Annotated in this window: 15 protein-coding genes; 5 read left to right on the forward strand and 10 right to left on the reverse strand. The window is 61.9% G+C overall.

The window, feature by feature from the left end:
- Window positions 1–186 precede the first annotated feature (186 nt).
- The 3 genes from pnp (at window position 187) to BM216_RS03885 (ending at window position 4,156) form a co-directional block, all read left to right on the forward strand.
- The gene (pnp, locus tag BM216_RS03875) at window positions 187–2,322 is read left to right on the forward strand and encodes a polyribonucleotide nucleotidyltransferase (RefSeq protein ID WP_092995315.1); all 2,136 of its coding nucleotides are present in this window, start codon (window positions 187–189) and stop codon (window positions 2,320–2,322) included.
- Between the two features lie 97 nt (window positions 2,323–2,419).
- Window positions 2,420–3,427, forward strand: coding sequence for a class I SAM-dependent methyltransferase (locus BM216_RS03880; protein WP_092995318.1), 1,008 nt, complete (start codon window positions 2,420–2,422; stop codon window positions 3,425–3,427).
- A gap of 87 nt (window positions 3,428–3,514) precedes the next feature.
- Window positions 3,515–4,156: a tetratricopeptide repeat protein gene (locus BM216_RS03885; protein WP_092995321.1), complete on the forward strand. Its 642-nt coding sequence runs from the start codon at window positions 3,515–3,517 to the stop codon at window positions 4,154–4,156.
- Here the strand turns inward: BM216_RS03885 and BM216_RS03890 are convergent, their stop codons facing one another.
- The 5 genes from BM216_RS03890 to fabA form a co-directional block, all read right to left on the reverse strand.
- Window positions 4,157–4,552: a type II toxin-antitoxin system HicB family antitoxin gene (locus BM216_RS03890; RefSeq protein ID WP_092995324.1), complete on the reverse strand. Its 396-nt coding sequence runs from the start codon at window positions 4,550–4,552 to the stop codon at window positions 4,157–4,159.
- An 11-nt stretch (window positions 4,553–4,563) separates the two neighbouring features.
- The gene (locus BM216_RS03895; RefSeq protein ID WP_092995327.1) at window positions 4,564–4,746 is read right to left on the reverse strand and encodes a type II toxin-antitoxin system HicA family toxin; all 183 of its coding nucleotides are present in this window, start codon (window positions 4,744–4,746) and stop codon (window positions 4,564–4,566) included.
- Between the two features lie 106 nt (window positions 4,747–4,852).
- Entirely contained in the window at window positions 4,853–5,659 is an 807-nt protein-coding gene (gene fabI, locus BM216_RS03900) for an enoyl-ACP reductase FabI (RefSeq protein WP_092995330.1), read from the reverse strand.
- Between the two features lie 4 nt (window positions 5,660–5,663).
- Entirely contained in the window at window positions 5,664–6,887 is a 1,224-nt protein-coding gene (fabB, locus tag BM216_RS03905) for a beta-ketoacyl-ACP synthase I (RefSeq protein ID WP_092995333.1), read from the reverse strand.
- A 53-nt stretch (window positions 6,888–6,940) separates the two neighbouring features.
- Window positions 6,941–7,456, reverse strand: a complete 516-nt coding sequence (fabA, locus tag BM216_RS03910; RefSeq protein WP_092995335.1) for a 3-hydroxyacyl-[acyl-carrier-protein] dehydratase FabA — start codon at window positions 7,454–7,456, stop codon at window positions 6,941–6,943.
- Window positions 7,457–7,796: 340 nt separating this feature from the next.
- Here fabA and irrA point away from each other — a divergent pair, with 340 nt between their 5' ends.
- On the forward strand, window positions 7,797–8,213 hold the full coding sequence (gene irrA, locus BM216_RS03915) for an iron response transcriptional regulator IrrA (RefSeq protein ID WP_092995338.1): 417 nt from the start codon (window positions 7,797–7,799) through the stop codon (window positions 8,211–8,213).
- On the opposite strand, the gene BM216_RS03920 is transcribed toward irrA, so the two are convergent.
- Complete coding sequence (locus BM216_RS03920; RefSeq protein ID WP_092995341.1) at window positions 8,210–8,872, reverse strand: trimeric intracellular cation channel family protein; 663 nt, start codon at window positions 8,870–8,872, stop codon at window positions 8,210–8,212. The two genes, irrA and BM216_RS03920, sit on opposite strands and share 4 nt — an antisense overlap.
- 139 nt (window positions 8,873–9,011) lie before the next feature.
- Here BM216_RS03920 and BM216_RS03925 point away from each other — a divergent pair, with 139 nt between their 5' ends.
- Complete coding sequence (locus BM216_RS03925) at window positions 9,012–9,485, forward strand: hypothetical protein (RefSeq protein ID WP_092996889.1); 474 nt, start codon at window positions 9,012–9,014, stop codon at window positions 9,483–9,485.
- 7 nt (window positions 9,486–9,492) lie between these two features.
- On the opposite strand, the gene BM216_RS03930 is transcribed toward BM216_RS03925, so the two are convergent.
- The 4 genes from BM216_RS03930 to BM216_RS03945 all read right to left on the reverse strand — a co-directional run bounded on the left by BM216_RS03930 (window position 9,493) and on the right by BM216_RS03945 (window position 13,231).
- On the reverse strand, window positions 9,493–10,269 hold the full coding sequence (locus tag BM216_RS03930) for a YdcF family protein (protein WP_092995344.1): 777 nt from the start codon (window positions 10,267–10,269) through the stop codon (window positions 9,493–9,495).
- A gap of 33 nt (window positions 10,270–10,302) precedes the next feature.
- Window positions 10,303–11,019, reverse strand: a complete 717-nt coding sequence (locus BM216_RS03935; protein WP_092995348.1) for a YoaK family protein — start codon at window positions 11,017–11,019, stop codon at window positions 10,303–10,305.
- A gap of 90 nt (window positions 11,020–11,109) precedes the next feature.
- A complete protein-coding gene (locus BM216_RS03940) occupies window positions 11,110–12,318 on the reverse strand; it encodes a TIGR03862 family flavoprotein (RefSeq protein ID WP_092995351.1) in 1,209 nt (402 codons plus the stop codon).
- 10 nt (window positions 12,319–12,328) lie between these two features.
- The gene (locus tag BM216_RS03945; RefSeq protein WP_092995354.1) at window positions 12,329–13,231 is read right to left on the reverse strand and encodes a DMT family transporter; all 903 of its coding nucleotides are present in this window, start codon (window positions 13,229–13,231) and stop codon (window positions 12,329–12,331) included.

Genomic DNA, 13,231 nt, shown 5'->3' on the forward strand with positions numbered 1-13,231 from the left:
GTCATGGGGCAGGATTGCCGGATGCTTTTGATCGGAGCCGCTTGGCGGCTTCGGTCAGTTTGGAAGCTTCTCGTTGTCTTGCCCGTGATGTGTCGCATTGTTCGCGGCTGATGCGCTGCCGCCCCAACGGAGATCCCAGAGGGAATCCACGGGCGAGGCGCCGTCTCCCGCGTTGAAGGACAAGACATGTTCAATACGCATTCTGTCGAAATCGAATGGGCAGGCCGCCCGCTGAAGCTGGAAACGGGCAAGATCGCCCGCCAGGCAGACGGCGCCGTTCTGGCCACCTACGGTGAAACCGTCGTTCTCGCCACCGTCGTTTCGGCCAAGGCGCCGAAGCCGGGCCAGGACTTCTTCCCGCTCACCGTCAACTACCAGGAAAAGACCTATGCCGCCGGCAAGATCCCGGGCGGCTATTTCAAGCGCGAAGGCCGTCCGTCGGAAAACGAAACGCTCGTTTCCCGCCTGATCGACCGTCCGATCCGTCCGCTCTTCCCGGAAGGCTACAAGAACGACACCCAGGTCGTCGTCACCGTCATCCAGCATGACCTCGAGAACAACCCGGACATCCTGTCCATGGTTGCCACCTCTGCAGCGCTGACGCTCTCCGGCGTACCGTTCATGGGCCCGATCGGCGGCGCACGCGTTGGCTACATCAACGGCGAATACGTTCTCAACCCGCATCTCGACGAAATGGACGAGTCGGTTCTCGACCTCGTCGTCGCCGGCACCCAGGACGCCGTCCTGATGGTTGAATCGGAAGCCAAGGAACTGAACGAAGACGTCATGCTCGGCGCCGTCATGTTCGGTCACCGTGGTTTCCAGCCGGTTATCGACGCGATCATCAAGCTCGCCGAAGTGGCTGCCAAGGAACCGCGCGACTTCCAGCCGGAAGACTATTCCGAACTCGAAGCCGAAATGCTGAAGCTGTTCGAAGCTGAACTGCGCGAAGGCTACAAGATCACCCAGAAGGCCGATCGCTACGCAGCCATCGACGCCGTCAAGGCAAAGGTCAAGGCTCACTTCTTCCCGGAAGGCGTCGAGCCGAAATACACGGCTGAAGTGATCGGCTCCGTCTTCAAGCACCTGCAGGCCAAGATCGTTCGCTGGAACATCCTCGACACCAAGAGCCGCATCGACGGCCGCGACCTGTCGACCGTTCGCGCCATCGTATCGGAAGTCGGCATCCTGCCGCGCACCCACGGCTCGTCGCTGTTCACCCGCGGTGAAACCCAGGCGATCGTTGTTGCCACGCTCGGCACCGGCGAAGACGAACAGTACGTTGACAGCCTGACCGGCATGTACAAGGAGCGCTTCCTGCTCCATTACAACTTCCCTCCCTACTCGGTTGGTGAAACCGGCCGCATGGGCTCCCCGGGCCGCCGCGAAATCGGCCATGGCAAGCTCGCTTGGCGCGCTATCCGCCCGATGCTGCCGTCTGCCGAACAGTTCCCCTACACGCTGCGCGTCGTCTCCGAGATCACCGAGTCCAACGGCTCGTCCTCGATGGCAACCGTCTGCGGCACCTCACTCGCCCTGATGGACGCAGGCGTACCGCTCGCAAAGCCGGTTGCCGGTATCGCCATGGGTCTGATCCTCGAAGGTGAACGTTTCGCCGTTCTCTCCGACATCCTCGGCGACGAAGACCACCTCGGCGACATGGACTTCAAGGTTGCAGGTACCGCCGACGGCATCACCTCGCTGCAGATGGACATCAAGATCGCCGGTATCACCGAAGAGATCATGAAGGTCGCTCTCGAGCAGGCACAGGGTGGCCGCAAGCACATCCTCGGCGAGATGTCGAATGCCATCTCCGAAGGCCGTGCGCAGCTCGGCGAATTTGCTCCGCGCATCGAAGTGATGAACATCCCGGTCGACAAGATCCGTGAAGTCATCGGTTCGGGCGGCAAGGTCATCCGCGAAATCGTTGAAAAGACCGGCGCCAAGATCAACATCGAAGACGACGGCACCGTGAAGATCGCTTCTTCTTCCGGCAAGGAAATCGAAGCGGCCCGCAAGTGGATCCACTCGATCGTTGCTGAACCGGAAGTCGGCGCCATCTACGAAGGCACCGTTGTGAAGACTGCCGATTTCGGCGCCTTCGTCAACTTCTTCGGCGCCCGTGACGGTCTGGTCCACATCTCGCAGCTCGCTTCCGAGCGCGTTGCCAAGACCTCGGACGTCGTCAAGGAAGGCGACAAGGTCTGGGTCAAGCTGATGGGCTTCGACGAGCGCGGCAAGGTTCGCCTGTCGATGAAGGTCGTCGACCAGGCCACCGGCCAGGAACTCAAGAAGGCCGAAGGCGACGCAGCCGCCGAATAAGCTTTCGACTGATTGAAATGAAGGGCGCGGAAGTTTGTTCTTCCGCGCCTTTTCTTTATTGATAGATACGAAACACGATCCGCTAAGGTCCGCACCCATGAGCCGCGACGCGCTGAAAACCCTGTTCCACCCCTTCGTCACCGATGCCGTGCCCATGCCCGGCAAAGGCGAGCGGGTGATCTTTCTCGGCGCCGAGGCAGGCAATGCCCGCCCGGAAGGCTTCGATGCGGAGATCACCTATGTGCAGCCGTTCCGGCCGCTCTTCCGGTCCTTACGCGAGAACGCCTATCCGGAGCCGGAGGGCGAGGATTACGACGGTGCGCTGGTTCTGTGCGGCAAGCACCGCGGCGACAACGAAAACCGCATTGCCGAGGCCTTGGCTCGGGTCAAGGTGGGCGGCCTGATCGTCGTCGCGGGCAGCAAGGAAGATGGTATCCAGGCGCTGCGCACCATGCTTTTGAAGCTCGGCATCATGCTCGACTACACGCCGAAATATCATGGCGTGGCGATCTGGTTCGGCCGACCGGAAGACGCCGGCGATGCCATCAAGGCGCTGAGGAAGCCCGCCGTGACCGTCGAGGGACGCTTCCAGGCGGCTCCCGGCATGTTCAGCCACGATCGCGTCGATGCGGGTTCCGAGCTTCTGGCAGGCCGCTTCCCGACCGATTTCGACGGCAATGTCGCCGACTTCGGTGCCGGCTGGGGTTATCTCTCGATCATGCTGGCGGAAAAGTCGCCGCGGGTTCACCGTATCGACCTCTTCGAAGCCGATTATCGGGCGCTGGAATTTGCCAAGCAGAACCTGGCGCATAACTGCCCGGACCTCGAGGCACGTTTCTTCTGGCAGGATCTCGGCTCCGAGCCGCCGAAGGAAAAATACGACATGGTCATCATGAACCCGCCCTTCCACGAGGCGCAGGCCGCCGATCCGGAATTGGGCCGCACGATGATCCGCACCGCGGCCGGCGCGCTGAAACAGGGCGGCAGGCTTGTAATGGTCGCCAATCGCGGCCTCCCCTACGAGCCGGTTCTGGAAGAGGGTTTTCGCGAATACGGCGAAACCTGCCGCAATGCCAAGTTCAAGGTTCTCTGGGCACGCAAATAATCCGTCTCCCCAGGCCGGCATTCATGCGCTCTTGCCAATGCCACCATCTGCAAACTAGGGTTGCGGCGGGTGGCGTTGGGGGACGGCATGAAGCGGATAGCAGGCGGTTTTCTCTCTCTTCTGCTGACGTCGGCGGCAGCTCTTGGCGAGCCACCGCCTATTACATGGGAATGGTATAGCGCCGCGGAGGCCTACCAGGGCTCCAGGAACAGGCGCCCGGACGACCTGCGGCTCTCTGCGCATTACTTCCGGCTTGCCGCAGACAAGGGCAATGCCACGGCCGCCTTCAAGCTGGGCGAGCTCTATGAGGCGGGCGAGGGGCTCGCCAGGGACCCGGTCCAAGCCTTCTATTGGTACATGAAGTCAGCGGCGCGCAACAACAAGCACGGCCAACTCAAGATCGGCTGGTGTTACCAGAAGGGCATCGGCGTGCAGCCGGACCCGAAGATCGCGGCGATCTGGTACCGGCTGGCGGCCGACAACGACAATATCTGGGGCTACCACATGCTCGCCTTCATGCTGGCCGATGGCGAGGGCATGACGAAGGATGTGGCCCAGGCACGGCGCTATTTCGAGCTCAGTCTGCCGAAGACGAAGGACCACTGGGCAAAGTGGAAGCTTGCCCATTTGATCGCGCAGGAGAACCCGAAGAGGGCAAAGGCTCTCCTGAAAGAGGCTGCGGCCGCCGGGAATGTCCAGGCGGTCGAGGACTTAAAAAGGGCGCCGTGATCAGGCGGCCTCGATCTCTTTGCGGGCGGCACTGGCGAGGAAGGCGGAGCGCGTCAAACCTCTTTCACGCGCTGCAGCATCGATTGCCTCCAACATGCCCTTCTCGAACGTCACATTGGCCCTTACCACACGTGCATCATCCTCGATGACGGGAATGCGCATCAGGAACGCGCCATTTGCAAGCTCGGCACGGATGTCATCACGCGCTGTGACCTGTTCATAGCTGGAGGGGAGAGGCAGAGCCTCGTCTTCGCCCCAGAGGCGCAGAGCCTCGATAGCATTGGCGACCAAATCCTCTTCGCCATCCGCTGCTGAGAATACGGACGGCAAGTCCGGAAAACTGACGCCGAAGGCGCTGCCTTTGTCCTTGTGTACGAGCGCGATGAAATGTTTCATTTGCTTGGCCCTCAAGCCCAACCAGCCTGCTTGGCAATAGCCAAGGCCGTACCGATAGGGAGATCCTTCTTCGGATGCGGAACGATGATCGTTTGGGAGCCTTTGCGGAATTTATGATGCGATCCCTTCACAGAGATCAGCTCGAAGCCTTCACGCTTCAACCGCGCAATGATCTTCTGGCTATTCCGCTCCATCACGCAGCTCCAACCTGAACGGAGATTAGTATCTAGGGCGCCAGAAAGCAAGAAGGGCGTGCGCATCATGATGCGCACGCCCTTCTTGAAAGTCTTTTGGATAATGTTACTCGACGTCGGCCTTGCGCAGCTTGTCGAGCGTCGGCAGCGAGGTGATGCTGTAGCCGGCGTCGACATAATGCACTTCGCCGGTCACGCCGCGGGAAAGGTCCGACAGGAGGTAGAGGGCAGAGCCGCCGATATCCTCGATCGTCGCGGTACGGCGCAGCGGAGCGTTTTCCTTGTTCCAGGAATAGATCGCACGGGCGTCCGAAATGCCGGCACCGGCAAGCGTGCGCACGGGGCCGGCGGAGATCGTGTTGACGCGGATATCGCTCGGGCCGAAATCTGCCGCCAGATAGCGCACGGAGGCTTCCAGAGCAGCCTTCGCAACGCCCATGACGTTGTAGTTCGGGATAACGCGCTGCGAGCCGTTATAGGTCAGCGTCAGCATCGAGCCGCCATTGGTCATCAGTGGCGCTGCGCGCCTGGCGATCTCCGTGAAGGAGAAACAGGAGATGACCATGGTGCGCGAGAAGTTTTCGCGCGTCGTATTGGCATATTGGCCCTTCAGCTCGTTCTTGTCGGAAAAGCCGATGGCGTGGACGAGGAAGTCGAACGAACCCCAGCGTTCCTTGATCGCATCAAACGTCGCGTCCACGGAAGCGATGTCTTCCACGTCGCAGGGAATGACGAAATCTGAATTCACTTCGGCGGCGAGCGGCTTGACGCGCTTGCCGAGAGCTTCGCCCTGATAGGTGAAGGCGAGTTCCGCGCCCTGTGCGGCCACGGCCTTGGCAATGCCCCAGGCGATGGAATGGTTGTTGGCGACCCCCATGATCAGGCCGCGTTTACCCTGCATGATTCCGGTCATGGAATTATCCGTTATAGCGCTGGAAGACCAGCGTTGCGTTGGTGCCGCCGAAACCGAACGAGTTGGAAAGGACGGTGTCGATCTTGGCATTGTCGATGCGGCTGCGGACGATCGGAACGCCGTCGAATTCCGGGTCGAGGTTCTCGATATGGGCGCTTTCGCCGATGAAGCCGTTCTGCATCATCAGGAGGCCGTAGATCGATTCCTGCACGCCGGCTGCACCCAGCGAATGGCCGGTCAGCGACTTGGTGGACTGGATGTGCGGGATCTTGTCCTTGAAGACTTCGCGGATCGCGCCGATTTCCTTCGAGTCACCCACCGGCGTCGAGGTGCCGTGGGTGTTGATGTAATCGACTTCGCCCTTCACGGTGGCAAGCGCCTGGCGCATGCAGCGGATTGCGCCTTCGCCCGACGGAGCAACCATGTCGTAGCCGTCGGAGGTTGCTCCATAGCCGGTGATTTCGGCATAGATCTTGGCGCCGCGGGCCTTGGCATGTTCCAGTTCTTCGAGCACGAGAACGCCCGCGCCGCCGGCGATGACGAAACCGTCGCGGTCGACGTCATAGGCGCGCGAGGCGACTTCCGGCTGGTTGTTGCGCTTGGACGACATGGCGCCCATGGCGTCGAACAGGTTCGACATCGTCCAGTCGAGATCTTCGTGGCCGCCTGCGAACATGATGTCCTGCTTGCCCCACTGGATCATTTCCGCGGCATTGCCGATGCAGTGCGCAGACGTCGAGCAGGCCGACGAGATCGAGTAGTTGACGCCATGAATCTTGAACCAGGTGGCAAGCGTGGCGGATGCCGTCGACGACATGGCCTTCGGCACGGCAAACGGGCCGATGCGCTTCGGGCTGTTGTTCTTCAGCGTGATCTCTGCAGCGTCGATCAGGGTGCGGGTGGACGGACCGCCCGAACCCATGATGATGCCGGCGCGCTCGTTTTCGGCGTAGTCCTTTTCCTCAAGACCGGAATCGGCCAGCGCCTGCTTCATCGCGACGTGGTTCCAGGAACCGCCCTGGGAGAGGAAGCGCATGGCGCGACGGTCTACCAGATCCGTCACGTCGATATTCGGCTTTCCCCAGACCTGGCACTTGAAGCCATGCTCCGCGAAGTCGGGAGAAAAGGAAATGCCGGACTTTGCCTGCCGCAGGGATTCGGTGACTTCGCCAGCGTCGTTACCGATCGAGGACACGATACCGAGGCCCGTGACAACTACCCGTCTCATCTCATCTACCTTTTTTGTTTCATCAGTCGCCTATGTCGATCCGTTACCGGATCTCAGGCGGCCTTTTCCTTGGACAGACCGACGCGCAGGTCGGATGCCTGATAAATGGTTTCGCCATCGGCCTTCAGCCAGCCGTCTGCGGTGCCGAGCACGAGACGGCCCTTCATGACGCGCTTGAAGTCGATGCCGTATTCGAGAAGCTTGGTGGTCGGGCGGATCATGCCCTTGAACTTCACTTCGCCGGTCGAAAGCGCCATGCCGCGGCCTTCTTCGCCCAGCCAGCCGAGGAAGAAGCCTGTCAGCTGCCACATGCCGTCGAGGCCGAGGCAGCCCGGCATGATCGGGTTGCCTTCGAAATGGCAGGGGAAGTACCAGTCGTCGGGTTTGACGTCGTATTCGGCGCGCAGATAGCCCTTGTCGAAGGCTCCGCCGGTTTCCGAAATTTCGGTGATACGGTGGACCATCAGCATGGGCGGCAGCGGCAGCTGCGCGTTACCGGGCCCGAAGAGTTCGCCATGGGCGCAGGCGATGAGTTCTTCGTAGCTGAAGCTGGACTGTCTGGTTGCCATCGAGTTTCCGTTTTCCCCTGTGGTCGCAATCGTGGTCGTCGTTTCCGGCCGCAGCTTTAGAGCAAGACCGGATGAATTTGAAGTCTGCGATGCTCTTGACGCCTCCAGCTTCCGCCGTCAGGCCCGAGGCCCGCGCATGATTTCAAGGGCCCTGGAACATCATTTGTCACGTCCGCATATAGGAAGCGGAGCACGCAAACCAGAGGTATGAGCACAAATTCCGTCGATTTGACGCAGGCCCCACATCGCCTGACGTTAGAAACTGTTGAATCTCTGCGCGCCAAAAGTTATATCGAAAACTCAAGATACTATCGCGACTTGTCGGAGCGTCGGGAAAAATATGGCAGAAGCCATGACGGACATTGAAGTGAAACTGCGCCATTACGGCCTGCGGCCCACGCGGCAGCGGGTTGCCTTGGGGGATCTTCTGTTCGCCAAGGGCGACCGCCACCTGACGGTCGAGGAACTGCATGACGAGGCTGTTGTCGCCGGCGTGCCGGTGTCGCTGGCAACCGTGTATAACACCCTGCACCAGTTCACCGAGGCCGGCCTGATCCGTGTTCTCGCCGTCGAAGGCGCCAAGACCTATTTCGACACCAACACGTCGGATCATCATCACTTCTTTGTCGAAGGGCGCAATGAAGTGCTCGACGTTCCGGTCAACAATCTCGAGATCGGCAATATCCCCGAGCCGCCGGAAGGCATGGAAATCGCCCACGTGGACGTGATCATCCGCCTGCGCGAGAAGCGTTCCTAGGACTTCCTCCTCTTTTTCCCGATGGTCTTCATCGCCTCTTCCGGAGGACGGCCGGGACGTGGCCGGTAGCGCGGCAGGGTCCAGCCGTAATGGATGGCGCCCCCGCGCAGCGCAAAAGCGATCACAACGCCGAAGGTTGCGCTGACGATCAGCGGCTGTCCCGTCGCATGCACGGCCATGAAGGCGCCCGATCCGGCCAATGCTGCCGAAATGTAGATTTCCGGTCTCAGCAGAACGGAGGGCTCGTTGGCGAGGATATCCCGCAAAATCCCGCCGAGCGTGGCCGTCATGATCCCGGTGACGATGGCTATGATCGGCGAGCCTGTGGCAGCCATGCCCTTGGCGGCACCGATCACGCAATAGGCGGCAAGCCCGATCGCATCCAGCCAGATCAGCAGCCGGTACCGCCATTCGACCCGGTGCGCGGTGAAATAGACGAGGGCGCCGGTGATGACGCAGATGAGGATATAGCCGGGGTCGATCACCCAGAAGACCGGCCGGCCGAGAATGATGTCGCGCACTGTTCCGCCGCCCATGCCCGTCACCGCGGCAAAGAACATGAAGCCGATGAGATCAAGCTCCTTGCGGGAGGCGGCAAGCGCCCCCGTGGCGGCAAACACGGCAACGCCTGCATAGTCGAGGATCATCAGCAGGTACATTTCATTCTCCAGCGTCGCGCAAGTGCTCGTCCTTAAGGATAGCCGCTGTCGCCCGCGCCCGTCATCCGTGGCCGGGCACGATGAACAGATGAATTTGAACCAAGACGAATTGCCGATGGTGGGAAAGTTGAAGAAGCGACTGGTCACGATAGTTCAAGCGATCGCCCTGTCGGTCACGCTCCTTGTCATGCCGACCGTGGCCGCCGCCCAGCAGGAACTGGTCAGCGACCCGGAGATCTTCGAGAAGAACCACTTCAACGAAACCTGCAAGACTGTTGCGTACGGGCCGGATTTCATCCGCCGCTTCGACATCAACAACGATGGGCTGATCGACGCGGTCATCAATCACGGCGAACTGACCTGCGACGGCGTGCGCGGGCCGAAATGCAGCGCCGACGGCTGCCCGAACAATTTCTACGTTCAGGTGAAGGAGGGCGGCTACATCATGATCGCCACCGCCCAGGTCTACGGCTACGATTTCGTCCAGTATTTCGGCAACATGGTCTTCATGTTCAAAATGCATCCGCGTTTCTGCGAGCGTACCGATGCCGAGCCCTGCGAGATGCGCGTGCGCGCCCGTGGCGTGCGCTTCGTCACCATCTCGAAGAAATGACAATCGCCTAGAAACTGTCTATCCGCCCTGCGATCCGGTAGCCGATCAGCGCCATCCATTCCCTGACGGCGGTCGCCGTCAGCTGGGCATTGAGCGCCGGCTGGGTGAAGTCGAGGCCCAAGGTAATCTTGCCGCTGGTGCGGAAATCTACCGGCCAGGGCGTGACGGCTATTCCCGCCTTTTTGAACAGCGCGAGCGAGCGCGGCATGTGGAAGGCCGAAGTGATCAGCACGCAGTCCTTGAGGCCGCCCGCCTCCAGCAATTGGGCGGTGTTGACCGTATTCTCGTAGGTCGTGCGCGATGTATTGTCCTTGACCATGCGATCGGCAGGCACGCCGAAGGCGGTGAAGAAGCGCTCCGAGGCTTGCGCCTCGCCCTCGTAGACGCCACTGAACGAGCCGTCGCCGCCGGAAATCAGAATGCGGGATTGCGGGTATTTGAGTGCCAGCCTCAATGCTTCGACAAACCGGTCGGCGGCCTGGTTGAACTCGATGCCGCCGCGGGCGCTCGTTACCTCGCTCTCGAAGACGCCGCCGAGCACGATCATGCAGGAAAGCGAACCCGGATCGGCCGGCCTTGCGGTGCGGTCCTCCAGGTTCTGCAGGGCAAGCGAGCCCGCGGTCGTGTAGAGCGTCGCGAACAGCACCAGCGTGGAGATGAGCGCGGACAGGCCGCCGAGCCTCCTTAAGCCTGCAAGGCCGAGAAGCGCCGCAAGCGCGACGAACAGGAACGCGATGGAAAGCGGCTGGGCGACCAGCCAGATCAGCTTGGAAATGAGGAACATGAACTGCCGCGCGATTGATTCTTGCCGGCAAGCTTACAGGGCCCGGCGTCGGGCGGGAACGATCGGCTGTTGAAAATGCAGTTGGAGGGAACGCGGCAGAAGCGCCGTGGCGAAGGCCAGCATAAGCGTGGCGACCGACACGACCCAAAGCGCGTGGCTGCCGGCATAATGAGTGAGAAAGGCGCCGGTGACGGCGCCGCCCGCCATGCCCGTCCAGGGTATGCATTGGATCAGCCAGCCGCGGGGATTGCGGTCGCCGACAAGCCAGCGGCCGATGCCGCGGCCGAAGCGCGACAGGGCGCCGGTCACGTAGGTAAGCCCGATCGGCAGGCCCTCGATATGTTCGACCGTGGCGTTGATCATGCCCATGGACAGCACGACGAGGTAGAATTGCAGCCTGTTCCATTCCGGGGGGACGGCCGACGCGCCGGCAAGCAGGATCGCGACGGCAGACAGCACGACGAAGGCTCGCCGTGCCGACAGCGTATGGGCAAGCACGATGCCGAGCGCGTTTCCGAGTATGAAGACCCAGAGCGCGAAGAACAGGATGAGCGCATGGCCATAGTCGCCATCCGCGAATGAGAGGGCGGCACGGGTCGTGTTGCCGGTCATGAAGGAGACGAAGTCGCCGGAGAGCAGCAGGCCGACCGCATCGGTCATGCCGGCGACGAAGGAAATGCCAGCCACCAGGGCCAGCCCGGTCGCGGTCCGTCGTCTGTGAATGATATGCCGACGTCTCTGCCGTGTCATGAAGCCCTCGCACTAGCCATGCTGCCGAGGATTTTGCCGCCGGCATTGATCCATGACAATGCATGCCGTCGAAAAGCCGTCTGGCAGAAACTAACGGTTTTCCAGGTGGCTGATCATGCCGCGGGCCGCCGCCCGGCCGGTCGCGAAACAGGCGGTGAGCAGGTAACCACCGGTCGGTGCCTCCCAGTCGAGCATTTCTCCGGCGGCGAAAAGGCCGGGCCTTGCCGCCAGCATGTAGCGCTCGTCGATCGCATCCCAGGCAATGCCGCCCGCCGACGAGATCGCCTCGGCGATCGGGCGGGGGCGGACAAGTGGGATGGGCAGGGCTTTGATCAGTCGTGCCAGAGCATCTGGCGCCATGCGGTTTGCATCGGGTTGAAGCTCGCGAACGAGTGCTGCCTTGACGCCGTCTAGCCCCGCACCCTTGCGCAGCCGGTTGGAAAAGCTCGCCTTGGCGTCCTGCCGCGCGAGATCCCGGACAAGCCGCTCGATGCTGCGGCCCGGCATCAGGTCGACGATCAGCGCCGCATTGCCATCGCGGGTAAGCCGGTCCCGTAACGCCGCCGAATGGGCATAGACGAGGCTGCCCTCGATCCCGTGTTTCGAGACGACGAACTCGCCCTGAAACGTGCCGGCATCGGATGTCGTCGCGACCGACTTCAGCGGCGCGCCGGCAAAACGCTCGACGAAGACATCGCTCCAGGCAACGTCGAAGCCGCAATTGGCCGGCTGCAGGTCGTGAACCGCGATATCGTGCTCCTGCAGCCACGGCACCCAGGCGGCATCCGAACCGAGCCGCGGCCAGCTTGCGCCACCGAGTGCGAGAAGCGTCGCATCCGGCCGGACGGTGAGTGGGCCTTCCGGCGTTTCGAAGCGATAACCGTCGCCATTCCAGCCGGTCCAGCGATGCCTTGTCTTCAGTTGCACCCCTTGCGCTTCCAGCCGTCTCAGCCAGGCGCGCAGCAGCGGCGAGGCCTTCATGGCGGTCGGGAAGACGCGGCCGGACGTGCCGATGAAGGTTTCCGTGCCGAGCCCTGCCGCCCAGGCGCGGACATCGTCCGGCGTGAAAGCCTCGAGCGCCGCATGCAGCCGCGGAGAAGACCTGCCGAAGCGTGCGGAGAAGCGCGAAAAATCTTCCGAATGGGTGATGTTCAGCCCGGATTTCCCGGCGAGCAGGAATTTTCGCGCCAATGTCGGCATGGCGTCGTAGACGGTGACGGCATGACCCGCCGCGGGAAGCACCTCCGCCGCCATCAGGCCCGCCGGCCCGCCGCCGATGATTGCAATTGTTTTCGTCATTGTCTGCTGCTTATAGGCTGGGCTGGGTGCCGGTGGGAAGCGGCCCGCGCGTGCGCCGCATTTCCACGAAGATATGCCCGAACAATGCCGCGAGCACGATAGGTCCGCCGACCAGCGTCGCCTGCGAGGGGATTTCGCCAAGGAAGATCCAGACCCAGAGCGGCGTGAGCGGCACTTCCAGCAAGATGATCAGGCTGGCATCCGCTGCCGGAATGCTCTTGGCGCCGAATGTATAGAGGATCAGGCCGAGCGCGTTCTGGGTGATGCCGAACAGCAGGATCATCCCGAGATCATGGGTGGTCGCCATGCCGGGGCTGGCAAACCAGAAGGTCGACAGCGAGCACAGATAGGCCGACAGCGCCATGGCCGGCAGCATCGGCACGCCGCGGTGTCGGCGCATGACGACGGCCATCGCGGCGGCGCTCAAGGTCATGATCGCCGCCAACCCCTTGCCGAGCAGCGAGCCGCCGCCCTGGCTGTCCATCAGCATCACCGCGACCCCGCCGAAGGCGACCGTGCTGGCGATCAGGGTCGAGCGGTTGGGTCTTTCGCCGATGAAGACGAGAGCGATGCCCGCTGTGACGAAGGGCACCGTCGCATAGATCACCATCGCGTCGGCGACCGACGTGTAATAGATCGAACCGAGGCCGGAGATCATCGCCGCCGACGAGAAGAACGTCGCCATCAGCGTCGGCCCGCGTATGGATTTGAGGATTTTCCAGCCGCGCGGAATACCTTCGAGATAGAAGAAGAACAGGAAGATCGCCGTGCCGGAGATCAGCCCGCGCAGGAAGAGGATCGTCGGAAGATCGGCCGAGATTGCCCGCATGAAAAGGCCCGACAGGGACCAGGCCAGCGCCGACAGCGCAACATAGATCACACCCAGGCGATACTGGCTGTCTTCGGTGGACAT

Source organism: Rhizobium sp. NFR07, assembly GCF_900111905.1.
Classification (GTDB): Bacteria; Pseudomonadota; Alphaproteobacteria; order Rhizobiales; family Rhizobiaceae; genus Neorhizobium.

Excerpts from the sequence above, each read along its gene's own strand:
- pnp (WP_092995315.1), top strand. The coding sequence starts at position 187 with ATGTTCAATACGCATTCTGTCGAAATCGAATGGGCAGGCCGCCCGCTG.
- BM216_RS03880 (WP_092995318.1), top strand. The coding sequence starts at position 2,420 with ATGAGCCGCGACGCGCTGAAAACCCTGTTCCACCCCTTCGTCACCGAT.
- BM216_RS03885 (WP_092995321.1), top strand. The coding sequence starts at position 3,515 with ATGAAGCGGATAGCAGGCGGTTTTCTCTCTCTTCTGCTGACGTCGGCG.
- BM216_RS03890 (WP_092995324.1), bottom strand. The coding sequence starts at position 4,552 with ATGAAACATTTCATCGCGCTCGTACACAAGGACAAAGGCAGCGCCTTC.
- BM216_RS03895 (WP_092995327.1), bottom strand. The coding sequence starts at position 4,746 with ATGGAGCGGAATAGCCAGAAGATCATTGCGCGGTTGAAGCGTGAAGGC.
- fabI (WP_092995330.1), bottom strand. The coding sequence starts at position 5,659 with ATGACCGGAATCATGCAGGGTAAACGCGGCCTGATCATGGGGGTCGCC.
- fabB (WP_092995333.1), bottom strand. The coding sequence starts at position 6,887 with ATGAGACGGGTAGTTGTCACGGGCCTCGGTATCGTGTCCTCGATCGGT.
- fabA (WP_092995335.1), bottom strand. The coding sequence starts at position 7,456 with ATGGCAACCAGACAGTCCAGCTTCAGCTACGAAGAACTCATCGCCTGC.
- irrA (WP_092995338.1), top strand. The coding sequence starts at position 7,797 with ATGGCAGAAGCCATGACGGACATTGAAGTGAAACTGCGCCATTACGGC.
- BM216_RS03920 (WP_092995341.1), bottom strand. The coding sequence starts at position 8,872 with ATGTACCTGCTGATGATCCTCGACTATGCAGGCGTTGCCGTGTTTGCC.
- BM216_RS03930 (WP_092995344.1), bottom strand. The coding sequence starts at position 10,269 with ATGTTCCTCATTTCCAAGCTGATCTGGCTGGTCGCCCAGCCGCTTTCC.
- BM216_RS03935 (WP_092995348.1), bottom strand. The coding sequence starts at position 11,019 with ATGACACGGCAGAGACGTCGGCATATCATTCACAGACGACGGACCGCG.
- BM216_RS03940 (WP_092995351.1), bottom strand. The coding sequence starts at position 12,318 with ATGACGAAAACAATTGCAATCATCGGCGGCGGGCCGGCGGGCCTGATG.
- BM216_RS03945 (WP_092995354.1), bottom strand. The coding sequence starts at position 13,231 with ATGTCCACCGAAGACAGCCAGTATCGCCTGGGTGTGATCTATGTTGCG.